Source organism: Candidatus Villigracilis proximus (assembly GCF_016717045.1).
Lineage (GTDB): Bacteria > Chloroflexota > Anaerolineae > Anaerolineales > Villigracilaceae > Villigracilis > Villigracilis proximus.
Genome location: NZ_JADJUO010000023.1, coordinates 24,706 through 49,328, shown reverse-complemented (window position 1 = coordinate 49,328; position 24,623 = coordinate 24,706). Strand labels below are relative to the sequence as shown.

Sequence of the window (24,623 nt, the reverse complement as noted above, 5' to 3'; positions counted from 1 at the left end):
TAAATGATCTCAACTCAAAAAAGGATGCCTGCCATGAAAAACAAACTCAACCTTCTCGCTGTTTCCGCTCAGAAAATCGACCGTCAGCATGTGCAATTGGTTCTTGTGATCGTCTCTCTGGCGATGCTTGTGCTCGGTATTGGCGCTCCGGCTGATGGTGGCGGCGTTGGTTTGGGTAGGTGATTTTATTACTGGCGATCGCCGCCGGTTTATTGGCGGGCGTAGGCTGGGCGCATTGGCACAAACAACCCTATCAGGCGCCTGATCTCCACCACCTTTGGCTGGTTTCTGCTGCCTTCCTGCCGCAGTTCGTGGTGATCTATCTGCCGATCGCCCGCAAGCTTTTCCCCGATTGGCTGGCCGCCGGCTTTCTGCTCGCCTCGCACATCATGCTGCTGGTATTTGTCTGGCTAAACCGGCACAGGTTGGGCATGTCTATTCTGCTTTGCGGCCTTGCGCTTAATCTGACAGTGATGACAGTCAATAACGGTTTCATGCCGATCAGCCCGCAGACTGCGAGCCGGCTGGTTTCAGAAGATATTTTGCGGGATGTCTCAACTGGAAGCCGCTTCGGTGTAAAAGACATTCTCCTTCACCCGCAAGATACCCGCTTCGAGTGGCTCGCGGATCGTTTCCTCCCCCCGGCCGGGTTCCCGTATCAAGTGGCCTTTAGTTTGGGTGACGTTTTTATCGCTCTCGGTGTATTTTGGCTGCTTGCCAGACCGGCACCATCTGCGCAAATTACAAAGCGATTGGCAAATATAAATAGAGGTGTTTCTGTATGATTGCCCCATTAACAAACTATCAAAATTCATTATCGGCAAAATTTACTTCAAAGCCAAAAGTTTCCTCTGGATTAAGCCAGGTTTTTGCAGCCGCGATTGTCAACCAGCAATTTTGTGCCATGCTGCTGCAAGACCCGTCCACTGCCCTGCAAAAAGGTTATATGGGACAAACCTTCGCGCTCAGCAAAAACGAACAGGATCTGATCATCACCATTCGCGCCAAGTCTCTTTCTGATCTGGCGAAACAGATCAACCGTTCGCTGTTGATCACGTATTAGGATATTAAAAATTGAGAAGAGAATGAATATTTCCATTCACCACCGGGAATATTCCAGTTGATGTGTAATGATCACCGAGTTGCCTTTGCAAAACCTGCCCAATGCCAACCAGGGACTGGAAGCCGTATTCCAGGCTTATGGTGATTTCATGTTCGTAGTTGATGAAGAGGGAACCATCCTTGAACAGAAATCGGGTGATGTGCTGCAATTGAATATCTCTGCACAAAAAAATATACATCGAAAAATTCAAGATCTGCTTCCGTTTGAAGCGGGCCGCCAGATCGTTGACGGACTGAGCGATCTTCGCGCAAAAAAAATAGCGGCTCAAGTGGAGTTCTCCGTTTCCAACATCAGCGGAAAAAGCTGGTACGAATCCCGCCTGATTCCAAGCGTAAACCGGCAGGTGATCGTTTTCATACGGGATATTACAAAATATAAACAGTCTGAAGAAAAAATAAAAATTCAGCTCGATCAAATGGCCGCCCTGCGCTCAATTGACCTTGCCATCACCTCAGGCATAGACCTAACGCAGACTTTATCCATGATCCTGGATTACACCCGAAACCATTTGGCCGTTGACGCGGCATCGGTGCTTCTGCTCAATCTGCAGAATCAACGCCTTGAGTTTGCCGCAGGCGCCGGGTTTTGGACGGCGGCTTTGCAACATACCCAGCTACAGATCGGCGAAGGGCTTGCCGGACAGGCTGTGCAAAAACGCAGAGTTGTTCATGTTCCCAACTTGAAGACCCGCAAGACAGATCTGCTGCGTTCGCCATTCTTTGGCAGGGAAAATTTTATGGAATATTACGCCATTCCCCTGATCGCGAAGGGAGAGGTATTAGGCGTACTCGAAATATTTCACCGCTCCACCCTCTCTGCCGATCAGCATTGGACGAATTTTCTTCATACGCTGGCGGGGCAGGCTGCCATCGCCATAGACAGCGCCATGATGTTTAAGAATTTGCAGTACACCAATGACGAGTTGACTCTGGCTTACGACAAAACCATTGAAGGCTGGTCGCGCGCGCTTGATCTGCGCGACAAGGAAACAGAACATCACACCCGGCGTGTCACCGATCTAACCCTGCGCCTGGCACAGCGCATGAATATCCCGGATTCAGAATTGACTCACATCCGGCGCGGAGCCATTTTGCACGACATTGGTAAGGTCGCCATGCCCGATGGAATTTTATTCAAACCCGGTCCGTTGACTGATGAAGAATGGGTGATTATGCGGCGTCATCCCCTGATCGCGGTTGAGATCTTAAAACCGATTTCCTATCTTATCCCCGCTTTGCCGATTCCCCGCTCGCATCACGAAAAATGGGACGGCAGTGGGTATCCCAATGGGTTGGCCGGTGAGGATATTCCGCTTGCCGCGCGTCTCTTCGCCTTCGCCGATGTCTACGACGCGCTGACTTCTGATCGTCCATATCGCCGCGCCTGGTCGCAGGCTGCCGCGCTTGAGTACATCCGCGAAAATTCAGGGACACATCTTGACCCGAATATTGTTTCCTTGTTTATTCGTATGATGACTGAATAATTTATTTTTCTAATTCGCCGTGTCGGTGGTTCTGAGGGGAATACTGATACAGAAGGGGTTACGGGTACACGTCAGATGATTCTGGCGTGTACTTATTTTAAATCCAATTTTCAGGTTATCTTTCCTCGCATAAATAACACAGGCGCAAAATTCTCAATTCATCATAACTGATCGTGTTGTTGAATTTTTCGTAAACGGGTTTCAACGCATCCGAGCCCATCGTATCGAAGGCTTTGAAGACCGCCATTTGTTGATCGGGTGAAAGATTCGAAAGCGCGATCAGATCTTCAGCCGAGCGCAGCGGATTCCCCGCCAGAATAAAACGCGCCAGATGATTTAGGATCGTATCAGCGGTCACCGCGTAACGCTTCATTAAACTCTGAATGCTCTCGCCCGCGTTGTAGGCTTCGCCCACAGTGATGTAGCGCCGCCCTGCATCCTTATCCGCTTCGCGCGCGGGCGCTTTATATTTTTCATCGATCTTGTTTGAGCGGCAATATTCCTTGATGATCGCCAGAAAGGCCGCGCCGTATCTTTCAAATTTCACCTTGCCCACGCCGCTGATATTTAATAAACTTTCCTGCGACTGCGGAAAATATCCCGCCATCTCGACCAGTGTTTTATCAGAGAAGATCACATACGGCGGCAGGCCGGCTTCGTCTGCCAATTCTTTTCTTTTATTTCGAAGCTGACTGAACAGCGACCGGTCATATTCAAATTCGGATGATTTGACTCGCGCTCCACGTTCCTTCTTCTGCGCTTCATTAATTTGATCCTTCGACCCGCTCAGGACGACGCCTTTGACCTGCTCCCGTGATTTGAGCATTTCCAGCCCTTTGGCAGTGACCGACAAAACGCGATAGGCAGGTTCCTGTTCCAATAATCCGCGCTCCACGAGTTGACGTGAAATATGCATCCATTGTGATTTGGTTAATTCCTTGCCGATGCCATAAGTGGATAATTCGTGATGATTATATTTCTCGATCTTCTCATTCTTTGAGCCCAATAAAATATCAACCACGTGCGCCGCGCCGAATCTTTCTCCGCTGCGTTTGACGCATGATAAAAATTTCTGGGCAGGAATGGTGATGTCTACTTGCGCGGTTTGTTCGGTTCCGCAGTTGTCACAAGCGCCGCAATTCTCGTTGACAAAGGTCTCGCCGAAATATGCCAGCAGTGGTTTGCGCCGACAGATGCTGCCTTCGGCGTAGCGAGTCATCGCATCCAAATGCTGCATGGACGTGCTGCGTTCGGGGTCATCTTTTTGATCGATAAAATATCTGATCTTATTAACATCGGCATAGGTATACAACAACAGACAATGCGAAGGCAGACCGTCACGCCCGGCTCGTCCGATCTCCTGATAATAACTTTCGATATTCTTCGGCAGATCAAAGTGGATCACGAAGCGCACGTTCGGTTTGTTGATGCCCATGCCAAAGGCGATCGTCGCGACGATGATTTGCACATCGTCGCGGATGAAGGCTTCCTGATTCCTTCTGCGTTCTGAATCTTCCAGCCCCGCATGATACGGGCGGACAGAGAATCCATGGCGGGCGATGGCATCGGAAAGTTCGTCCACCTGACGGCGTGAGAAACAGTAGATGATGCCCGATTGGTCTTTGAAATTTTCGAGGAAGCGCAGAGTTTGCGCCACGCCTTCACGCTTGGGCCTGACTTCAATAAAGAGGTTCTCTCTATTAAAAGAAGATTGAAACTCGTTGGCCTGCGAAAACCCGAGCGTGGACATAATATCCGCGCGGACTCTTGGGGTGGCGGTAGCTGTCAATGCCATGCAAACGGCGGAGGGGAATTTCTTGCGCACTTCGGCCAGCTGACGATACTCGGGGCGGAAGTCGTGGCCCCACTCTGAGATGCAGTGGGCTTCGTCGATCGCAAGCAGATCCAGTTTCAGGGAGGAAAGAAGCGAAAAAATCCTGGGAGTCAGTAATGTCTCAGGCGCCACATACAGCAGCTTGATCTCGCCGCGTCTGACAGCGTCCATATTCCCCTGATATTCTTCGGGTGAAAGCGAACTGTTAATGAAGAGGGCCGGCACGCCCAATGCGCGGAGCTGCTCGACCTGATCTTTCATGAGCGCGATTAAAGGCGAGACGACGACGGTTAATCCGCTGAACATGAGGGCGGGCACCTGATAGGTGAGTGACTTGCTACCGCCGGTGGCCATGATGACCAGCGTATCGCGCCGCGCCTGCACATTCGTGATGATCTCGCGCTGCAACGGCTTGAAGGTGTCGTATCCAAATGTGGATTTGAGGATGGTTTCAGGGGTGGGCATGATGTGATGATTATACTTTGTGCGTTTTGGTGGGGATGTTTTTTAACCACGAAGTACACCAAGGTACACGAATGAAGTAAACGGGCTGTCTTTGGGGTGGATTGTTTGTCTTATATAAAAATGCGTCGGGTATACTTGGGGAAAATATTAAGAATCGTACAATACGAAGGTGAGGTTATATGCCGGCAATCAATTTGAATCTTACAACTCCACTTGGCTTTTTGGGGGACATTGGGTATTCTGGCGGGATTTTTTCTTGTTCTGACAGGCTTTGATGTTCTAAAAATTGACAAGGTTACCGTTACGCCCGGTACAAAGACCTGGATGACAGGACTTATTCTCGGTGTCATTGGTTTCTTCTTCCTCACTTTTGATAGCGGCGTTTTTTCGGGAGGGAACCCTTCAACGCAGTCTGCCATCCCAACGACCGGGCCGCTGGCGATTTATGATGACTTTGAAAATTTATCTTATGAAGGTGTGATCAATACCGATAAGTGGTTTTCAAAATTCTCTTCAACCTGCATTGTGGCTCAAAGGAGCGGGGGACTTTTTATTAGTAACAAGGAAGACTCGCAGGGGGCGGATTGTATCGCCGTGGTAAATCAGCCGAGACTCGTTTCGTTCGATCAAATTGGAGTGATGCAAGCGGATATCCAATTTAAAAAGGGAGTTCAGAACGGCGCAGTTAACCAGGGGTTGACCATCTTAAAATCCAGCAATCCAAATTTTTATGCATATTGCGGGTTAGGCGCTGCTCCTGATTCAATCAGCCTGGAATTTGTCGGTGACTACAACCGGCAAAACTTGTTCTCACAAGGTATTCCAGCGGAATTTGACCGCACCTACACATTGCGTCTGGCATTTGATCCAAAAACCTCAACCTTTACTTGTACGGCAAATGGGCAGTTACTCGGTTCATTTTCCGTTGCAGATATCGATGAATTAAAATCTGCAACATATGAACGACAATTAAGCGGATGGCGTTCAGAGAATTCATTTGCCGAGGCTGTGATCGATAACTTTAGTTTTGGCACGCCTTAGTGTAGAGGAAATTATTTTGTTCGAGCAAACCTTCAAAAAACATCGACGACAAATTATGGAAAGACGCGGGTTGTTCCAGTGAGTTGGATTATGTGGAGCAGACTTCGTGGATTCTGTTCTTAAAGTATTTGGATGATTTGGAAAAGGATAAGCAGGATGCTGCCGAGTTGGCGGGCAAGACGTACACGCCGATCATTGATAAGAAGTTTAAGTGGGATGTGTGGGCTGCGCCGAAGGTAAGTAATGGAGACCCTTCGACTGCGGCTGATGCTGGCGCTCAGTCTCCGCTCAGGGCGAAGCTCGATCATCACAAGGCGATGACGGGGGATGATTTGATCGATTTTGTGAATGTGAAGTTGTTTCCGTATCTCAAGAAGTTCAAGACGGATGCTGAACATGCGGATACGATCGAGTACAAGATCGGGGAGATCTTTTCGGAGTTGAAGAACCGCATTCAGAGCGGATACAACCTGCGCTAGGTGATCAATCTCGTGGATGAACTGCGCTTCCGATCGTCGAAAGAAAAGCATGAGATGAGCGCGTTGTATGAGGATAAGATCAAGAACATGGGCAACGCGGGTAGAAATGGCGGGGAGTATTACACGCCGCGTCCGCTGATCAAGACGATCGTGAAGGTGGTGAGCCCGAAGATCGGGGAGACGATCTACGATGGGGCGGTTGGTTCGGCGGGATTCCTCGTCGAGGCGTTTGAGTTTCTTCGGGCAGGATCAGGTATCGGCACGAAAGAGGCGAAGCTGCTTCAGGAGAAAACGTTCTACGGCAAGGAAAAGAAGTCGCTGGCGTATATCATCGGGATTATGAATATGATCCTGCATGGCATTGAAGCGCCGAACATTTTGCATACCAACACGCTGGCGGAGAATCTTTCTGATATTCAGGAGAGGGATCGTTACAACGTGGTGCTGGCGAACCCGCCTTTCGGCGGCAAGGAACGCGCCGAGGTGCAGCAGAACTTCCCGATCAAAACGGGCGAGACGGCGTTTTTGTTTTTACAGCACTTCATCAAGATCTTGAAGGCGGGCGGACGCGCGGGTGTGGTGATCAAGAATACCTTCCTTTCGAATACCGATAACGCGTCGGTGAGTTTGCGCAAGCAGCTGCTCGAAACCTGCAACCTGCACACGGTGCTGGATTTGCCTGGCGGGACGTTCACGGGCGCGGGCGTGAAGACGGTGGTGCTGTTCTTTGAAAAAGGGCCTTCCGACAAGCTCAGGATACGGGACAAAAATCTGGTTCTATCAATTGAATTTGGAGCGCAATCTCGGCAAGACCAATCCGTTGAATGAAAATGATCTGGCGGATTTTGTGAAACTGCAAAAAGTCGAAAGCGGATTCGGGGAATTCGTGGACGGTGAATATGGCGGATGTAGACCCCGCCTCCTTCGACCTTTCGGTTAAGAATCCACACAAGCAAGCGGACTCTGCGCTGAGAGATCCGCTAACTATTCTCGACGAGATGAAGTCGCTGGACGAGGAGAGCGCGGAGATTTTGAAGGCGATCAAGGGGATGTTATGAGGAAGGGTGGGGAAATAAAAAAGATAGGTGATGTGTGCGGATTGATATTGGCGGTACTCCAAGCAGAAGCAAGTCGGAGTATTTTTAAATAAAAGTTAGATGGCTTGTTTCTGGTGATATTCATAAAAAATGTTGATTGTGAAGGACGAATCACCGAAGCGGGAATGCAAAGTTCAAGCGCAAAATACCTGCCCGTCAATTCTGTTTTGATGGCATTGAATGGTCAAGGAAAGACGCGCGGCACGGTGGCTTTATTGAGAACAAAAGCTACTTGCAATCAGTCTTTGGTTAGTATTTATCCAAATACGATCGAATTGATCTTTAGAATTTCTTAATCATTTTTGAATGGTAGATATGAAGAGATAAGAAAATCACAGGCGATGATAACAAAGACAGACGGGGATTGAATATGCCTTTGATAAGAAATATTGAAATCCCTATTCCACCCCTCCCCGAACAACAGCGGATTGTGTCTGTGCTGGACGAAGCCTTTGCGTCCATTGCACAAGCCAAGTCCAACGCCGAGCAGAATCTGGTCAATGCGCGGGAGTTGTTTGATTCAGTATTGCAAAGCATAAAAGCAGAAAAAGAACCTTTGGGGAATTTGGTCGAAATTAAAACAGGAAGGTTGAATGCAAATGCCGCTGTAGAAGATGGCGAGTATCCATTTTTTACTTGTTCAAGAGAAGTGTACGCAATAGATAAATACGCTTTCGATTGTGAAGCAATCTTGTTAGCAGGAAATAACGCTTCCGGTGATTTCAATGAAGCACTACAAAGGGAAATTCAATGCTTACCAGAGAACTTATGTAATCACTGTGAATGAGAAAAATCAGGTGCTTTACAATTGGCTTTACTACCAACTATTGAACAGTCTGAAAGAATTCAAAAAGCAATCGGTTGGCGCAAATACAAAATTCTTAAAATTGGGCATGATACAAAATATGCAAATTCATCTTCCGCCACTCGCCGAACAACGCGCCATCGTCGGGCGGCTGGAGGCGCTGTCCGCTGAAACGGGGAGGTTGGAGGAGATTTATCAGCAGAAGGTGGAGTCGCTGGAGGAGTTGAAGAAGTCCGTGCTGGGGAAGGCGTTTGGCGGAAGTTTGTGAACATCTATTGACCAGATGTATACAAACTTGTATACTTTGTGAACATCTGGTCCTCAAATGGATACAAATATGAAACCCATTGAACTCGGCGTATTACGAAAGCAAGCTGGCGGTTACTCCGCCTTTATCCCAAACCCATTCCCGCCGCAGGATGGCTTTGAATTTTCACCTGCCCTGCTCAAAAAAAGTACTGAAGCATCCTATCTGTTGGGAAAGCTGGACGGCATCACCAAATTCCTGCCCGATTCCAATTTCTTTTTGCTCATGTACCTGCGGAAAGATGCCGCATCCTCCAGCCAGATCGAAGGCACAAAAGCCACAATGGTGGACGCCATCGAAGCCGAAGTCAAAACCAATGCCAACATCCCTGCCGATGTCGATGACATCCTGCACTATATCCACGCCTTGAACTATGGCATGAAAAGAGTCAAGGAAGAAAATTTCCCTGTATCCATTCGTTTATTGCGGGAACTGCACAAAGAGTTAATGCATGAAGCGCGGGGAACCCAGTTTTCAGACCCTGGAGAATTCAGAAAAACTCAAAACTGGATCGGCGGCACACGCCCCGACAACGCATCCTTCGTCCTCGCCGCCCGCTGATGCAATCCTGCCTGCCCTCTCTGATATCGCGAAATTCATCCATACCGATGACACGATTCCTCCCGCTATTAAAGCAGGGCTTGTCCACGCGAAATTTGAGACCATCCATCTCTTCCTCGATGGCAATGGAAGAACGGGCAGAATGTTGATCATGTTCTGTCTGTGGAAAAGTGGCACACTGGAAAACCCTGTGCTATTCCTTTCCTCCTACTTCAAAAAATATCAGACCGTTTACTATCAACGTCTCGAAAAATATCATCAGGGACAGATCTATCCCTGGCCTGATTTTTTCTGGATGGCGTGGTCGAAACCGCCAATGAAGCAATCAGCATGGTGGATAGGATCACATCACTGCGTGAAAGAAACCTTGGAAACCATATGCACTTTGGGCAAGCGCGCATTCGAGAGCGCATCGCAGGTTTTATCCATGCTGTACAGTCAGCCCGTGGTGAATGTCGCCCTCGTCCAAAATGGACAGGCTTCAATACCCGTGCTGGTGCACAAATGGTCATTGATCGCCTTATCGCGCTAAAGATCCTTGAGCCTAAAGATAAAGATAAAAAATATGGTCAATCGTATGTGTACAGAGAATATCTGAACATTTTCACTGATAACGCCTGAGGGAAGTAGTCATGAACGAAGCTGAGACCAGAGCCGAACTGATCGACCCCAAACTGCGCGAAGCAGGCTGGGGTGTTTTGGATGGCGCGCGAATCCTGCGCGAACGTCACATCACAGACGGCAAAATCCAGGCGGGCGGCGGGCGCAGCAAACCGCTCATCACCGATTACATTCTGGTCTATAAAAATCGTCAACTCGCCGTCATCGAAGCCAAAAGCAACGAACGTCCAGTCGGCGAAGGCGTGGGGCAAGCCAAGAACTACGCTCAAAAACTCAGCCTCAACTTCGCCTATGCCGCCAACGGCAAAGAGATCTACGAGATCAACATGGCGGGCGGCGAAGGCACCATCGCCAAATTCCCCACACCCGAAGAACTCTGGAACAGAACATTCGCTGTCACCCCGCGGGACAACTGGAACAACTCCTTCGACCTCGTCCCCTATGAAGATGTAGGCGGCACCAAGTCCGCGCGCTATTATCAAGAGATCGCCGTCAACAGCGTCATGGAAGCCATCGCCGAAAAAAAGCAACGCATCCTTTTGACTCTCGCCACGGGCACTGGCAAAACCTTCATCGCCTTTCAGATCGCCTGGAAGTTATTCCACAGCCGCTGGAATTTAATGCGCGACGCTTCGCGACGGCCCCGAATCCTGTTTCTGGCCGACCGAAATATTCTCGCCGACCAGGCATTTAACGCCTTCAACGCCTTTCCCGAAGATGCCCTTGTCCGCATCAAACCAAACGACATCCGCAAGCGCGGCGGCGTCCCAACCAATGGCAGCATCTTCTTCACCATCTTTCAGACCTTCAGGAGCGGGTTCTGACAGGCTCACCCACCGCTCATGAAGCACCTACTGCTCATGAATTCCCCACCGCTCTTTCGGTAAGTGAGCCTGTCGAACTTGCCGAACTTAATATGATTCAGTGAAACGCGCTTATGGATATATGTATATTTTGGAGTGCGTCGACGGAAGTTTTTATACGGGAAGTACAAAAGATTTACGCTTGCGAATGGAGCAACATAAAAATGGCGAAGGTGCAGAATATACAAAAAAATAATCTGCCGATCAAGCTGGTTTATTATGAGACTTTTGACAGAATAGATTCGGTTAATAGAGAGAAGCAGATTCAAAATGGAGCAGAGCCAAGAAATTGGCATTAATTAAAGGCGACATGGAACTGCTCAAGGAATTATCGAAAAACAAACAGGCTGTCGCTGAATCGCCAAAGGTTCCTGAGCCTGTCGAAGGGTACTTTGGCGAATATCCTAAAGATTATTTCGACTTCATCGTCATCGACGAATGTCACCGCGGCGGCGCCAACGACGAAGGCAACTGGCGCGATATCATGGAATATTTCTCGCCCGCTGTGCAGCTTGGTCTCACCGCCACGCCCAAACGCAAAGACAATGTTGACACCTACAAATATTTTGGCGAACCCGTTTACGTCTACTCTCTGAAGGAAGGCATCAACGACGGATTCCTGACTCCTTCAAAGTCCGCAATATCAAAACTACCCTCGATGAATACATCTACACCTCGGATGACACAATCATCGAAGGTGAAATTGAAACAGGCAAAGTTTACAAGGAAGCTGATTTCAACCGCATCATCGAGATCAAAGCCCGTGAAGCCAAGCGCGTCCAGCTCTTCATGGACGAGATCAACCAGAATGAGAAAGCCCTGGTCTTCTGCGCCACCCAGGATCACGCCGCAGCAGTCCGCGATCTGATCAACCAGTACAAGAAAAGCACTGACCCAATGTACTGCGTCCGCGTCACTGCCAACGATGGCGAACTCGGCGAGCAATATCTGCGCGAGTTTCAAGATAACGAAAAGACCATTCCCACCATTTTGACCACCTCGCAAAAACTGTCCACGGGCGTGGATGCGCGCAACATCCGCAGCATTATCCTCATGCGTCCGATCAGAACGATCATCGAATTCAAGCAAATTATTGGCCGTGGCACACGTCTCTTTGATGGGAAGGAATATTTCACCATCTACGACTTTGTCGATGCTCATAATCACTTTGCCGACCCCGAATGGGATGGAGAACCAGAAGAACCAGTGGAACCAAAAAAGACTGGTGAACCGCCACGTCCACCATATGAGGGACCCAACGAGCCGCCTGAACCCAAAGTAAAAGTCAAAATCAAACTGCGCGACGGCAAAGAGCGCGAAATTCAGCACATGGCAAATACCCTGTTCTACGATGCAGATGGAAGACCGCTCACTGCCGAACAATTCATGGAAAAACTCTTCGGCAAACTGCCCGACTTCTTCAAGAATGAAGAACAATTGCGCGCGATCTGGTCCAAGCCCGACACACGCAAAGCCCTGCTCGAACAACTGGCAGAAGCGGGCTTTGGCAAGGAGCAACTACAGATCATGCAGTCCCTCATCAACGCCGAAAAGAGTGACCTCTTCGACGTGCTGGAATACGTCTCATACGCGGTGCAGCCGATCACAAGGGAAGTCCGCGTTGCCAAAGCGCAATCGGATATCTTCTCCGCGCTGAGCAACGAACAAAAACAATTTGTTGAATTTGTTTTATCCAAATACATCGAAACCGGCGTCGAAGAACTCGATCAGGAAAAACTTCCCGACCTGCTCAAACTCAAATACCATGCTCTGGATGATGCCCAACAAATATTGGGCAATATTCAGAGCATTCGAAATGTATTTATTGAATTTCAGAAATTTCTGTACACACAACAAGCAGCGGCATAAAAGATATGAGGGGAACGATAGATATTGTATAAGCCAATAACTCCGATCAAACATCTTAATTTACAAGTATTTATACAAAAGGAGATCTAAAACATGGATACGCCCGTACCCTCCATGCAAGATTGGCAATCAATAGACTCGCTTGATGCGCTGATCGCTGCGCCAAACCATCATAAACTATTGTTCGAAAATGAACGAGTGCGGGTGCTTTATACATCCATCCCTGCAGGCGATAAAGTTCCTGTTCACACACATCGCTGGCCAAGCGTTTTATATGTTAAGAGCTGGGGTGAGTTTGTCCGCTGTGACGAAAATGGAAAAGTTTTACTAGACTCCAGAACGGTTGAAGCATTCAAAACCCCTTCCGAAGTTTTATGGTCTCAGCCTCTTCCGCCGCATACGCTCGAGAACGTCGGCAGCACTAGTATCGATATCATCGCGGTTGAGTTGAAGGATAATTAACGGTAGACGATGGACGATAGAAACATGGTCAACGGTCTATCGTCCACGGTCCGCTTTACCATCGTTGGTTGATCTTGATGGCACTCTTTTCATTTCGTTATACAATCCGGGAATGGAAATGAAAAAATATACTTGTCATTGGCGGTAGTGGATTTTTAGAGCGGCGTTGATCAGCGGACTGAAAAAGTCCGGTTTTGATCAGGTGCGGTGCTTTGACCTGAACCCATGTCCCGATTCGGACGTTGAATCGATCATTGGCGACCTTTGCAACCCGGAACAAGTTTTGCAGGCTTGTGCCGGAGTCGATACAGTGTTTCAGACCGCCGCCTTGGTGGATTGGGGATCACGCAGTCGTGAACGTCTGATGGCGGTCAATGTGCGGGGCAATCGTAATGTCATTGAAGCCTGTCATAAACAGGGTGTGACACGTTTGATCTACACCAGCTCCGTTGATGTGGTGTTCGATGGCTCTCCCATTAGCAACGGTGATGAACAGCAGCCTTATCCCAAACAACATTTGGATGATTACAGTCACACGAAAGCTCTGGCTGAGCAGGATATCTTGCACGCCAATCAACCCCGGGGATTGCAGACCTGCGCCCTGCGTGCCGCCGGCATCTATGGCCCCGGAGATCGACATCGCTTCCCTCCCATCCTCAAAGCTGCCCGGCAGGGAAAAATGATTTATCTAGGCGATGGCAGTGCTCGATTCAATCACATCTACATCACTAATTTGGTGGAAGCACACATACGGGCTGCGCTCGCGTTACAACAGGATTCAGTGGTCAGCGGACAGGCGTACTTCATCACCGATCATGAACCGGGTAATTTCTATGATTTCGTTACCCCTTACCTGACCGCTCTTGGATACCCGGTTCCCGGCAAACGCATCCCGGATGCGTTTGCCTATGGATTGGCGCTTATGTTTGAAACCCTGGCGCGCTTCGGGGTGGGTCCCCAGCCGCCGCTGTTAACGCGCTATGTTATGTTATCAACCTGCCGGGATTTTTATTTTAAAGGAATCAAAGCCCGGAACGATTTTGGTTATCGACCTACTGTTTCACCCGAGCAAGCGTTTGATGAAACACTGGCCTGGCTGAAAGAACAGACATAATATTTTAAATCATGTGACAGGTTCAACCGGGATGATATGGACGATGGAAAAACACGGTCAACGATCTATCGTCCATGGTCTGCTGATAATAGGTAATACCCCTAATCTGCATGTTTACCCAAAAGGGTACTTCTTGTATGAAATTTGTTATGTTATAGTGAATGAGTAACTTGATTGTTGTACGCCGAATCTTTTTGATCGGGGAACCCACTTCCGGGGCGAAATGACGCGTATGCGTTGTAGAGCAAGTCTTCTGCTCCAGCCCGACAGCTAACCTCGTAGGCGTCGAAGGTCACACAGGAAATACCATTCTCCATGAGTATTTCAGGTCGTGAGCTTCGCGTACTGCGAAGGGAATTGTCGGATGGCAAAAGACTTGTTTTTTTATTTCAGGAGAACACAATGCATAACTTCTACAACCACACACCGGAAAAACGCGCTTCCTGGAGAAACGCCTATGAGATCAAAGCGGCGGCTCTTGATCACGAAAAGCGGCGCTTCCAGATGATGCACGAACACACTTTGTTGGCAAAGCCGCAGGTAACCGGAAGACAGAAATCAGATTGGGCTGCTGTTTTCAAAGCACCCTTGCGTCTGCTGGCGATCTTGATCGGGTAAACGAAATATGAGCATCACAAAAAAGGAGCGGACCGTTCACGGATCCGCTCCTTTTTGATTCGCCAATCTTAAATAAAAAAATCCGCACAAAAGCAATTGTTGTGTTCAGAGACATATACAGGAACTTCCCGGAGAACTATAATTATTGTTCTCTGGGAAGTTTTCACTATTTAAAAATTACCCATCCCATACTGGATAAAGAAACATCTTATGCCCGCAAAAATTCGTAACTACCTGATTGCTATTGTTGTTGTATTTTTAACAGTCCTTTTCAGCAGTCATTTTCTGGCGGACCTTACCTGGGGTGAGGCTGCACTGTTCTCGCTTTTCTAACAGTCATTGGCGTTGGCAGTTATTGGTGGAGAGAGGAAGGTCTCGGTTAGCTTGTAAATGCTCTATGGTGGATTCTTTTCCCGTATCGTAGTGTGAAAACTTTTTGAGTTTTGCGGAGGGCAAAATTATGTCTCATGAAGTGAAGCAGGAAGAAGACGGTCTTGAGGGGATATTGGTTAGTCTATTAGGCATAATCATTGTTCTGGGCGGGACAGCGTTAATTTATATGTGGGTCTCAAGTTCCATCCCTGATAATGATATTACTCCTATGAATTGGAGAAAGACCCGCTTAGCAAGTGGATATGGGTTGCTTTTGGGGGTCTATTCTTTATCTATGGCCTGATGGGGACTTTCATGGAAAGGATCGAAGTTGGGTGGCGCGGACGATCCTACATGGTCACTACGATCCTCGAAGGGACAAGCGCCCTCGTCGCCGGGGTCGGTACAACGATTGGCGGGCTGCTGTTGCTGATTACGGCCGCGGTCTACTTTTATCCGTCGCTGGTTTTTATCTTTCATCCATTCGCAACCTTGATCTGTGGTTTCGCATCCGTGATCATTGGCTGGGTCTGTGGTCCCATCATACGGGCGTTGGGATATTGAGATTTTTTAATGGGAAGAATGGGTTTTGACCTTTTGCTCAATATAACTTCGACCTTTAGTAAAATTATGGATAAAGTTGGTTACAGCAGTTTTATCCATACATGGCCCAAAGGAGATTTTTTAAAATGGCAAAGATCAACATCATTCAAAAGGGACCTTCCGGCACTGTGCAATATATCGAAGGCTGGTTGAAGAAGAATACCTGCGATTTTTATTTTGAATTTGGCGGAGGCGATACTGTCGCCATTGTGACGATCCCTGCCGAAGACAAATGGGATGCGGCATTTCCCTGGGCGGCAGGTCGCCGCAAGGAGATCCTCACCTTTGTTGCCAATGAAGTACGGCGAACACAAGCGAAATCGTCCACGATCGTCTGGGAAGAGAAGTCTTTCCGTCTTGTGAATAAATAAAATATAAAAGACCTGACAGGTTTCCTGTGAGATTCCTGCGTTCAGTATGTCACGGTAAAACCTGTCAGGTCTGCTCTGGTAAATGGTAAACAATCGTCCACCGTCCACCCCATGGCTTTTCCAAGGTCGCTTGACGAGTCTTAATTTCTGCGGCGTGCTTGGAACGCGAATTTCTCGAATGAACGAATTTTGCGAATTTAAAAAGGTTTTTCGTGTAATTCGCCTTTTCGCGTAATTCGCGTTCAGGTTTTCTGACCTTGGAATAGCCCTACCGTCCGATCCCCCCAAACATTAATAAAATTCAAATTCTCCCCACAACCTCCCATGCTATAATCCCCCTTGAAAGGGCTTATATGCTTAAAAACTTCGTACAACTATTCAGTGGCAACCCCACAAAAAAGACAGTCGATCAATTTAAAGATCTCGTGATCCAGGTCAATGCGCTTGAAGCGGAATATTCCGCCTTAAGTGATGAAGCCTTGCGAGCCAAGACCGGTGAATTCAAAGCGCGTATTGCGCAAGCCTTGGTTGGCTTAAATCCCCCGCCCATCAGCGGACAGGAACGCGATGAAGAGCGCAATAAGTTTGAACAGGATGCACTGGATGAGATCATGCCTGAGGCGTTTGCCGCAGTGCGTGAAGCATCCAAACGCACCATTGGTCTGCGTCATTATGATGTGCAGATCATCGGCGGCGGCGCCCTGCATCACAGCCAGATCGCAGAAATGCGCACCGGCGAAGGCAAGACCCTTGTTTCAACTTTGCCTGTTTACCTCAATGCATTAACCGGCCGTGGCGTGCATCTCATCACGGTCAATGATTATCTGGCGCGGCGTGATGCGCGTTGGATGGCTCCCATTTTTGACGCGCTCGGCGTCTCGGTTGGTGTCTTGCAAATGGCCGCCGCCACTGAAAACGGCAAGAAAGCCTTCATGGTTGATTTCGAAAAAGAATCCCCGCATGAAGATCAACACAACCTGCGTCTCGTAGACCGCGTCGAAGCTTACAGCGCCGATGTCACCTATGGCACCAACTCAGAATTCGGTTTCGATTATCTGCGCGATAATATGGCCATGCGTTTGGAAAATCGCGTACAGCGCGGCCACTACTTCGCCATCGTCGATGAAGTCGATAACGTCCTGATCGACGAAGCCCGCACCCCGCTCATTATTTCAGGCCCCGCTTCCGGCGATCTGGAATGGTACGGCAAGATGGCTCAGGTCGTCAAACAACTTCGCGCCGAAGATTATGAATTGGATGAAAAGAATCGCAACGTTACTTTAACGGAAGTTGGATTCAGTCACGTTGAGTCGATCCTCGGCCTGATATTGCTCGATCCCGACCGCCCCGAAGATCTTACGCCCGAGCAGGCACGTCTCACCGGTTACCTCGAACAGGCGTTGCGCGCGCAGTTCCTCTTTATCCGCAACAAGGAATATCTGGTACAGGGCGGCAAAGTCGTCATCGTGGACGAATTCACCGGCCGTCAAATGCCGGGCCGCCGCTGGAGCGATGGCCTGCATCAAGCGGTCGAAGCCAAGGAAGGTGTTAAGGTGGAGCCGAGTTCGGTCACCTACGCCACCATCACCCTGCAAAATTATTTCCGCATGTATCAAAAACTTGCGGGCATGACCGGTACCGCATTAACCGAAGCCGAAGAATTCAACAAGATCTATAAACTCGAAGTGGCTCCCGTCCCGCCAAATCTTGAGTATCAATCCTTCGGTAAGGGTGCTCCGTTGACCGAGATCAAATCCAAGGATGAGGAAGGCTACACCTATTCATACTTTGCGCGCTCGGGTGATACATCCCCGTTGTTCTATCGCAGAAAAGATTATCCCGATGTGATCTATCGCACCGTCGAAGCAAAGTTACGCGCCATCGTGATGGAAGTTATCCGCTATCACGCGCTGGGCAGACCGATGCTCGTGGGTACCACTTCCGTTGAATCATCCGACAGACTCTCGGGTCGACTCAAGGCCGAACCTGTTCGCCGTTTACTGCAAGTGACTCTTGTGCGACGGGCATACATGAAAGCCAAAGACCTCGAAGAAGATGGCCGTCTGATCGCCGAACTCGCGCCTTTTAACGAACCGATCGAAAAGATCACGCCTGACGCATTGCGTAATTTCATCAAACCGCACGGCGTCACCAGTATTAATCCTGAAGAAGCAGCCAACTTAAAAATATTACTCGATGCGCTTGCCTTGCCCGGAAGAGTCTGGTGACCGCTTTAAAGGCCATCATTCAGGGCGGCGTTCCGCATCTTGTTTTGAATGCCCGCAAACACACCGGAGAATCGCAGATCATCGCCGGTGCAGGTGCCTTCGGTGCCGTGACCATCGCCACCAACATGGCCGGCCGTGGTGTGGATATTAAACTCGGCGGCGAAGTAGCGGAAGAAGTGATCGCGGCCGCCAATCGTGTCCTGCGTAAAGTGGGCCATGCCGATCCATTTGACATGACTCTCGAAGAACGCCGTCAGGTTTTGCTTAAGGCGGACCCTGCTCAATTTGGCATTTACGAAGCCGAAGTAAAACTCTTCCTGCAATATTTCGATGATATGGAACGCGTTAAGGAACTTGGCGGTTTGCATGTCATCGGTTCCGAGCGTCATGAAGCACGCCGTATCGATAATCAGTTACGCGGACGTGCTGCCCGTCAGGGTGACCCCGGTTCATCCCGCTTTTACCTTTCATTGCAGGATGATCTGATGCGCATGTTCGGCGGCGACCAGGTCGGTGGGCTGATGGAACGCCTTAAGGTGGATGATTCACTTCCGCTGGAAGTGCGTCTTGTGAGTAACATCATTGAAGGTTCACAGACCCGCGTCGAAGGTGCGAACTTTGATGTGCGCAAGCATTTGCTTGAATATGACGATGTGCTCAATAAACAGCGCTCGCAGATCTACAATCAACGCGACCGTATTTTCGTTAAGGAAGACCTGAGCGAAGATGTGGCCGACATGCTTCAAAGTGAAGTGGAAAAGCGCGTGGATATGGGCCTTGCTGATGAAGAAGGCCCGTGGAAATTGCTGGCGTGGCTCGAACAGGTTCAGCCTCCCTTTGAGTCTGTAGATGGCGTTTATCCGTCCTATGGCTATAAACTGATTTTGAAAGAATTGCAGGGTGATGCCGACAGCCTGAAACGTTTAACATTAAATGTCGTTTCCCGTGCCATTGATACGGAAGGCGAACATAATTTGCGCGCGATCGAATCTCTGGTTAAGAAAACACGCGAGTCTTTCGGAAACACAGACGAACGAGCGTGACGATTTGATCGATGCCTATTTTGAAGGCCTGCGCGGCATGGAGGAAACACCCCGTCCGCAAAAGATCGTGGAAGAGCTTGCCGCGCTTGTCCGCTTGCCGCTGAAACTTAATAATGAAATGATGCGCGCTTTGGGCGATGACCCTGAAAGCGTGAAGGAAGACATCCAGGATCTGGTCTCGCAGCAGTTGACCGAATTGAATGCCAAACGGCTGATCGGTGCGATCCAAAACCGGGTTGGCGAACAATTAAGCTGGGCGACACCTTTGCCCGCCGATTGGGATGAGCTTGATGAGGTGATTCTGAATACGGCGCGTGAAGGACTGGCGCATAAACGTGAACGCTTGAATGCGCAGGTCGAACGGGATCTTGACGCTTTTCTCCAGCGTGAGTCTGTGGAAAGTGATGCAGCCAAATTGCGTTTACTTTTGACTCTTTCGCAAGGCGTGCGTGCCGCGTTTGATCAGAAGACTCACAAACAGGTCAAACAGGGGTACACCCGTTTCGCCTATATTTTCCTGGCCGCTCAGTTGATGGATAACCGTGAAGCGCAGGATGTGGTGGAAGATGTAATGGCGCATCTTGAAGCTGCTGAAAATGTTTTGCGCACCACCTGGGGTCAGAGTGAGTTTGCGCGGCTGAGTCAGAATGCAACCCGGCTGGCGGATTTTGGTCCTGCCGCGCGTATCCTGAGCCGTGTTGAAGGATTCGGGGAGAATCGGCTCAACGAGACGATATCAACTCTCAGTGAGTCAGACCGCGCGCTGTTGGTCGAGTCGATCGGGAAATATGTCCTCAATGATGTCCATCGTCAATTGTTATTGAGCGCGTTCAGCGAGTTGTGGGTGGAATATCTCACAAAAGTTGAAGCCTTGCGCGTGTCGATCGGGCTTGAGGCTTACGCCCAACGTGACCCACTGGTACAATATAAAGGTCGCGCATCGGAAATGTTCCAGCAATTGCTCGAAGATGTGCGTGGATTGGTAATCGGGCGCGCTTTTGCGGCGAGACCGCGGCGCGTGGAGATTACGCTGGTCGATAATTCTGAAAGTGAAGCGCCTGCGCCGGTCGTTGAACAGACACAGCAGGTTCAGGTTGGCGGTATAAACAAGAAGAAAAGAAAGCGTCACTAAATTTTACTGACCGCTGCATAAAGGCCACGAAATTTTTTACTCGTGATTTTTAATCCCTTTGGTAATTTATGCGGCAAGTGACAGAGGCAGATTGGCACGCGACGAAACTGCTCCGTTCAATAAATTTTTTTCCCTTCCCAAGGTGGAGTTACACCGCCATCTTGAAGGTTCTTTTTGCGTTTGACAACCATGCTGGATATTGCACGTCAGCATGGGGTGACGGTTCCGGTTAGTATGTTTAATCTCAGCGGGCTGGTGCAGGTGCAGGACCAGGACCCGATGACCTTTAGTAATTTCCTCGATAAATTTAAAACACTCAGACTTTTTTATAGATCACCTGATGTCATAGATCGTGTTACGCGCGAGGCGGTTGAAGATGCGGCGTTTGATAATATCCGTTATCTGGAACTGCGTTTTACACCCGTTGCGCTCAGCCGCGCAGAAGGATTCCCTTTGCACGATGTGATGGATTGGGTCATCACCAGTGCGCAGAATGCGGCGAAGAAATATAGGATGAAGGTCGGGTTGATCGCTTCGGTCAACCGGCATGAAAGCCCCGAACTGGCTGAGCAGGTGGCCTGGCTCGCTGCTGAACATATTAAAGATGGACTGGTTGGGCTTGATCTTGCAGGCAATGAAGCAGAATTTAAATCCGATGCGTTTCATGGGATTTTTAAAGAAGCAAGACAATCAGGGCTGCATGTGACCATTCACGCGGGTGAATGGGGCGGCGCGGGAAATGTGCGCGATGCGCTTGAGAATTTAAATGCCGAGCGGATCGGTCACGGGGTGCGCGTGCTGGAAGATGAATATGTCACTGCCCTGGCGCGTGAGCGCGGCACGGTCTTTGAAGTTTGTGTAACCAGTAATTATCAATCGGGTGTGGTGAAGTCTCTGCCGGAACATCCACTGCCGCGTATGATGGCGGCGGGGTTGAATGTGACTGTCAACACCGATGATCCGAGTGTTTCACGCATTACACTGACCCATGAGTATCAGCATACCTGCGAAGAATTAAAAGTGCCGCTTGAGAAATTGAAGCAAAGCATTTTGCTCGCGGCACAGACTTCATTTCTAAATGAAATTGAAAAGGTAACGCTCGTTGAGTCGATCACGCAGGAATTGAAGTTGTAGTTTTTTGCGTGTGAATCAAGTTTGAAGAATGCTCTTCGAGAAAGATGGTCGAAGGGCTTTATGATAAGTATGTTAAATGTTTGGATTTTCTCTTGAGCCTGTCATTGGGCTGCGCTCAAGATACAGCGATCATGTAAACCCCACCACATTCCAGGCAAGGATATCAAAGGCGCTCCTTTGGGTTCTTCGTAGTTGTGGTGTGAGTAGGGACAGGCCTTGCGCCTGTCCTTTATCGAAACCCTCATCACCAAAGGAGTAGTACCATGCAAGACCTATTTAAGTCCCGTGATGTATTGACCGTGGGAAAAAAGCAATACATCATTTTTCGTCTCGATGCGTTGGAAAAGGCCGGCCTCGTTAATTTAAGTAAACTGCCTTTCTCGATCCGTATCGTGCTTGAAGCCGCTCTTCGTCAATGCAATGATAATGAGATTACGCAGAACGATGTGAAGAACATCGCCGCGTGGACTCCCAAAGGCGCACGCCCCGGTATTCCGTTTTTGCCCGGCCGCGTGGTCATGCAGGATTTCACAGGCGTGCCCGCAGTCGTTGATCTGGCCGCCATGCGTTCGGCAGTTGCCCGTCTCGGCGGCGACCCGAAGAAAATTAATCCATTGGTGCCGGTGGATCTGGTCATCGATCACTCGGTGCAGGTTGATTTCTTCGCCACAACCGATGCGCTTAATCGCAACACCGAAATGGAATTTCTGCGCAATCGCGAACGTTATGAATTTCTCAAATGGGGACAAAAAGCCTTTAGTAATTTCCGCGTTGTGCCGCCAATGACCGGCATTGTGCATCAGGTCAATCTTGAAAATCTCGCCGAAGTCGTTATGACCAAAATTGACGGCGACGATGTGCTTGCCTTCCCTGATACGGTTGTCGGCACAGACTCACACACCACCATGATCAACGGCCTCGGCGTCGTCGGCTGGGGCGTGGGTGGCATCGAAGCCGAAGCCGTTATGCTCGGCCAGCCGATGGACATGCTGCTGCCCGATGTGATCGGTTTCAAACTGTATGGCAAACTCAGCGAAGGCGTCACCGCCACCGACCTCGTGTTGACCGTCACACAAATGCTGCGCAAAAAAGGTGTGGTCGATAAATTTGTTGAGTTCTATGGCGAAGGTCTCAGTCACATGTCGTTGACGGATCGCGCCACGATTGCGAACATGGCTCCTGAATATGGCGCCACAATGGGCTACTTCCCTGTGGATGAAGAGACGCTGCGCTACATGCGTCTAACGGGTCGGCCAGACGAAGTAGTGGATCGCACCGAAGCCTACATGCGCGCCCAGGGACTTTTCCACGAAGCCGGTATGCCTGAGCCTGAATATACAGACATGCTCGAACTCGACCTTGCTTCTGTTGTCCCGTCTTTGGCAGGTCCCAAGCGACCGCAAGACCGCGTCGCCCTGACCGATATGCAGGATACATTTCGAAAGGCATTAATCGCCCCGGTTAAAGATCGTGGTTATGAACTTTCTGAAGAAGCCTTGACTCGCGAAGCTGTTTTTGGCACGAATGGCGGCGCACAGGTTATGAAGCATGGCGCAATTGTGATCGCCGCGATTACCTCCTGCACGAATACATCCAACCCGTCTGTCATGATCGCCGCGGGATTGGTCGCAAAGAAGGCCGTTGAAAAAGGCTTGAATGTGAAGCCGTATGTCAAGACTTCTCTCGCGCCCGGTTCATTGGTTGTGACTGAGTATCTCCAAAACGCCGGGCTGATCGAACCGCTTTCCAAACTTGGATTCAATGTCATCGCTTATGGCTGCACAACTTGTATCGGTAACTCAGGCCCGTTGCCGGGTGAAGTTGCCAAAGCCGTTACCGGCAGTGATCTTGTTGCGGCTGCGGTGATTTCCGGCAATCGTAACTTTGAAGGACGTGTGCATCCGTTGGTGAAAGCCAATTATCTTGCATCTCCTCCATTGGTGGTTGCGTACGCGCTCGCCGGCACCGTGGATATTGACTTGAATAATGATGCGCTTGGCACAGACAAAAACAATCAGCCTGTATATCTCAAAGATTTATGGCCCAGCCAACAGGAAATCAGCGAAGCGATTGAGTCCAATGTCAAAGCTGAAATGTTCAAAGCCAAATATGCTGATGTATTTGCCGGTTCAGATATGTGGAAAGAGGTCAAGGTTGTGGAAGGTGACTTGTATGCGTGGGATGAAAACTCAACTTACATCCATCATCCTCCGTATTTCCAAAGCATCACAATGGAAGTGGGCGCTGTAAAGGGAATTCAATCAGCCCGCGTATTGGGCATGTTCGGCGACTCGATCACCACCGATCACATTTCACCCGCTGGTAACATCGCCACAGACAGTCCGGCTGGGAAGTTTTTGCAGGAACATGATGTGGCGCCCACATACTTCAACTCGTATGGCGCGCGCCGTGGGAATGATCAGGTGATGGCACGCGGCACGTTCGCGAATATCCGCTTGAAGAATCAACTGGTCGCTCCCAAAGAAGGCAACTGGACCAAGCACCACACTTCCGGTGAGGTGATGTCCATTTTTGATGCGGCCATGAAATATCAAAGTGAAGGCGTGCCAAGCATTATTCTGGCAGGCAAGGAATATGGCACCGGCTCCAGCCGTGACTGGGCCGCGAAGGGACCGATGCTGCAGGGCGTGAAGGCCGTCATTGCTGAATCGTTTGAACGCATTCACCGCTCGAATTTGGTTGGTATGGGTGTGCTTCCGCTGAGATTCACTCAGGGACAAAATGCCGAGTCCCTCGGTCTGGACGGCAGCGAAGTGTTTACCATTGAAGGCGTCAATGACCAGATCAAGCCGCAAAGCGAGATCACAGTCAAGGCGAAGAAATCTGACGGGAAAGTTATTGAGTTTAAAGTGACCGTGTTGCTGAATACCGATGTGGAAGTAAATTACTACCGCAACGGCGGTATCCTGCATACGGTTTTGAGAAATTTGGTGAAGTAAAAAAATAAGCCGCCATCTTTTTGATGGCGGCTTATTTT

At 49.4% G+C, this 24,623-nt stretch carries 22 protein-coding genes, 3 pseudogenes and 1 riboswitch; of the genes and pseudogenes, 24 read left to right on the top strand and 1 reads right to left on the bottom strand.

Features of this window, described 5'->3' with window-relative positions; translation table 11 throughout:
- Positions 1-33: 33 nt before the first annotated feature.
- From IPL71_RS21020 to IPL71_RS21005, 4 genes are all read left to right on the top strand, one after another.
- Positions 34-183 (top strand): hypothetical protein, encoded by a 150-nt coding sequence (locus tag IPL71_RS21020; protein ID WP_345325035.1) that lies wholly within the window; start codon positions 34-36, stop codon positions 181-183.
- Positions 180-785, top strand: a complete 606-nt coding sequence (locus tag IPL71_RS21015; RefSeq protein ID WP_345325033.1) for a DUF5317 domain-containing protein — start codon at positions 180-182, stop codon at positions 783-785. The genes IPL71_RS21020 and IPL71_RS21015 overlap by 4 nt, the downstream gene beginning before the upstream one ends.
- The gene (locus IPL71_RS21010) at positions 782-1,063 is read left to right on the top strand and encodes a hypothetical protein (protein ID WP_345325031.1); all 282 of its coding nucleotides are present in this window, start codon (positions 782-784) and stop codon (positions 1,061-1,063) included. The genes IPL71_RS21015 and IPL71_RS21010 overlap by 4 nt, the downstream gene beginning before the upstream one ends.
- 67 nt (positions 1,064-1,130) lie before the next feature.
- Positions 1,131-2,606, top strand: a complete 1,476-nt coding sequence (locus IPL71_RS21005) for an HD domain-containing phosphohydrolase (RefSeq protein WP_345325029.1) — start codon at positions 1,131-1,133, stop codon at positions 2,604-2,606.
- Positions 2,607-2,721: 115 nt separating this feature from the next.
- Here the strand turns inward: IPL71_RS21005 and recQ are convergent, their stop codons facing one another.
- Positions 2,722-4,905: a DNA helicase RecQ gene (gene recQ / locus IPL71_RS21000; RefSeq protein ID WP_345325027.1), complete on the bottom strand. Its 2,184-nt coding sequence runs from the start codon at positions 4,903-4,905 to the stop codon at positions 2,722-2,724.
- A gap of 231 nt (positions 4,906-5,136) precedes the next feature.
- Between recQ and IPL71_RS20995 the strand changes: the two genes are divergently transcribed.
- The 20 genes and pseudogenes from IPL71_RS20995 to acnA all read left to right on the top strand — a co-directional run bounded on the left by IPL71_RS20995 (position 5,137) and on the right by acnA (position 24,585).
- Positions 5,137-5,946 (top strand): hypothetical protein, encoded by an 810-nt coding sequence (locus IPL71_RS20995; protein ID WP_345325025.1) that lies wholly within the window; start codon positions 5,137-5,139, stop codon positions 5,944-5,946.
- 16 nt (positions 5,947-5,962) lie between these two features.
- Positions 5,963-7,483, top strand: a pseudogene (locus tag IPL71_RS20990) (class I SAM-dependent DNA methyltransferase).
- A 409-nt stretch (positions 7,484-7,892) separates the two neighbouring features.
- Entirely contained in the window at positions 7,893-8,309 is a 417-nt protein-coding gene (locus tag IPL71_RS20985) for a restriction endonuclease subunit S (protein ID WP_345325023.1), read from the top strand.
- The gene (locus tag IPL71_RS20980) at positions 8,302-8,595 is read left to right on the top strand and encodes a restriction endonuclease subunit S (protein WP_345325021.1); all 294 of its coding nucleotides are present in this window, start codon (positions 8,302-8,304) and stop codon (positions 8,593-8,595) included. Before IPL71_RS20985 ends, IPL71_RS20980 begins: the two co-directional genes overlap by 8 nt.
- A gap of 69 nt (positions 8,596-8,664) precedes the next feature.
- Entirely contained in the window at positions 8,665-9,195 is a 531-nt protein-coding gene (locus IPL71_RS20975; protein ID WP_345325019.1) for a Fic family protein, read from the top strand.
- Positions 9,086-9,727 carry a Fic family protein gene (locus tag IPL71_RS20970; protein ID WP_345325017.1) on the top strand — a complete coding sequence of 214 codons (642 nt, stop codon included), beginning with the start codon at positions 9,086-9,088 and terminating at the stop codon, positions 9,725-9,727. The genes IPL71_RS20975 and IPL71_RS20970 overlap by 110 nt, the downstream gene beginning before the upstream one ends.
- A 100-nt stretch (positions 9,728-9,827) precedes the next feature.
- Positions 9,828-10,634 (top strand): annotated as a pseudogene (locus IPL71_RS20965) (DEAD/DEAH box helicase family protein); the annotation flags it as partial.
- Positions 10,635-10,761: 127 nt separating this feature from the next.
- On the top strand, positions 10,762-10,875 hold the full coding sequence (locus tag IPL71_RS20960) for a GIY-YIG nuclease family protein (RefSeq protein WP_345325045.1): 114 nt from the start codon (positions 10,762-10,764) through the stop codon (positions 10,873-10,875).
- A 192-nt stretch (positions 10,876-11,067) separates the two neighbouring features.
- Positions 11,068-12,548, top strand: a pseudogene (locus tag IPL71_RS20955) (type I restriction-modification enzyme R subunit C-terminal domain-containing protein); the annotation flags it as partial.
- A gap of 93 nt (positions 12,549-12,641) precedes the next feature.
- Positions 12,642-13,010 carry a hypothetical protein gene (locus tag IPL71_RS20950; RefSeq protein WP_345325015.1) on the top strand — a complete coding sequence of 123 codons (369 nt, stop codon included), beginning with the start codon at positions 12,642-12,644 and terminating at the stop codon, positions 13,008-13,010.
- Between the two features lie 166 nt (positions 13,011-13,176).
- Positions 13,177-14,124: an NAD-dependent epimerase/dehydratase family protein gene (locus IPL71_RS20945; RefSeq protein ID WP_345325014.1), complete on the top strand. Its 948-nt coding sequence runs from the start codon at positions 13,177-13,179 to the stop codon at positions 14,122-14,124.
- Between the two features lie 172 nt (positions 14,125-14,296).
- Positions 14,297-14,424: riboswitch (cyclic di-AMP (ydaO/yuaA leader) on the top strand.
- A 102-nt stretch (positions 14,425-14,526) separates the two neighbouring features.
- Positions 14,527-14,742: a hypothetical protein gene (locus IPL71_RS20940; protein ID WP_345325012.1), complete on the top strand. Its 216-nt coding sequence runs from the start codon at positions 14,527-14,529 to the stop codon at positions 14,740-14,742.
- Positions 14,743-15,202: 460 nt separating this feature from the next.
- The gene (locus IPL71_RS20935) at positions 15,203-15,418 is read left to right on the top strand and encodes a hypothetical protein (RefSeq protein WP_345325010.1); all 216 of its coding nucleotides are present in this window, start codon (positions 15,203-15,205) and stop codon (positions 15,416-15,418) included.
- Positions 15,419-15,429: 11 nt separating this feature from the next.
- Positions 15,430-15,678: a hypothetical protein gene (locus IPL71_RS20930; protein WP_345325008.1), complete on the top strand. Its 249-nt coding sequence runs from the start codon at positions 15,430-15,432 to the stop codon at positions 15,676-15,678.
- 125 nt (positions 15,679-15,803) lie between these two features.
- Positions 15,804-16,088: a hypothetical protein gene (locus tag IPL71_RS20925; RefSeq protein WP_345325006.1), complete on the top strand. Its 285-nt coding sequence runs from the start codon at positions 15,804-15,806 to the stop codon at positions 16,086-16,088.
- 353 nt (positions 16,089-16,441) lie between these two features.
- Positions 16,442-18,316, top strand: a complete 1,875-nt coding sequence (locus IPL71_RS20920; RefSeq protein WP_345325004.1) for a preprotein translocase subunit SecA — start codon at positions 16,442-16,444, stop codon at positions 18,314-18,316.
- Positions 18,313-19,359 (top strand): preprotein translocase subunit SecA, encoded by a 1,047-nt coding sequence (locus tag IPL71_RS20915; RefSeq protein WP_345325002.1) that lies wholly within the window; start codon positions 18,313-18,315, stop codon positions 19,357-19,359. Before IPL71_RS20920 ends, IPL71_RS20915 begins: the two co-directional genes overlap by 4 nt.
- A 4-nt stretch (positions 19,360-19,363) precedes the next feature.
- Positions 19,364-20,491 (top strand): hypothetical protein, encoded by a 1,128-nt coding sequence (locus IPL71_RS20910; RefSeq protein WP_345325000.1) that lies wholly within the window; start codon positions 19,364-19,366, stop codon positions 20,489-20,491.
- Positions 20,492-20,665: 174 nt separating this feature from the next.
- Complete coding sequence (gene add, locus IPL71_RS20905; RefSeq protein ID WP_345324998.1) at positions 20,666-21,625, top strand: adenosine deaminase; 960 nt, start codon at positions 20,666-20,668, stop codon at positions 21,623-21,625.
- Between the two features lie 263 nt (positions 21,626-21,888).
- A complete protein-coding gene (gene acnA / locus IPL71_RS20900; RefSeq protein ID WP_345324996.1) occupies positions 21,889-24,585 on the top strand; it encodes an aconitate hydratase AcnA in 2,697 nt (898 codons plus the stop codon).
- The last annotated feature ends 38 nt before the right edge of the window (positions 24,586-24,623 follow it).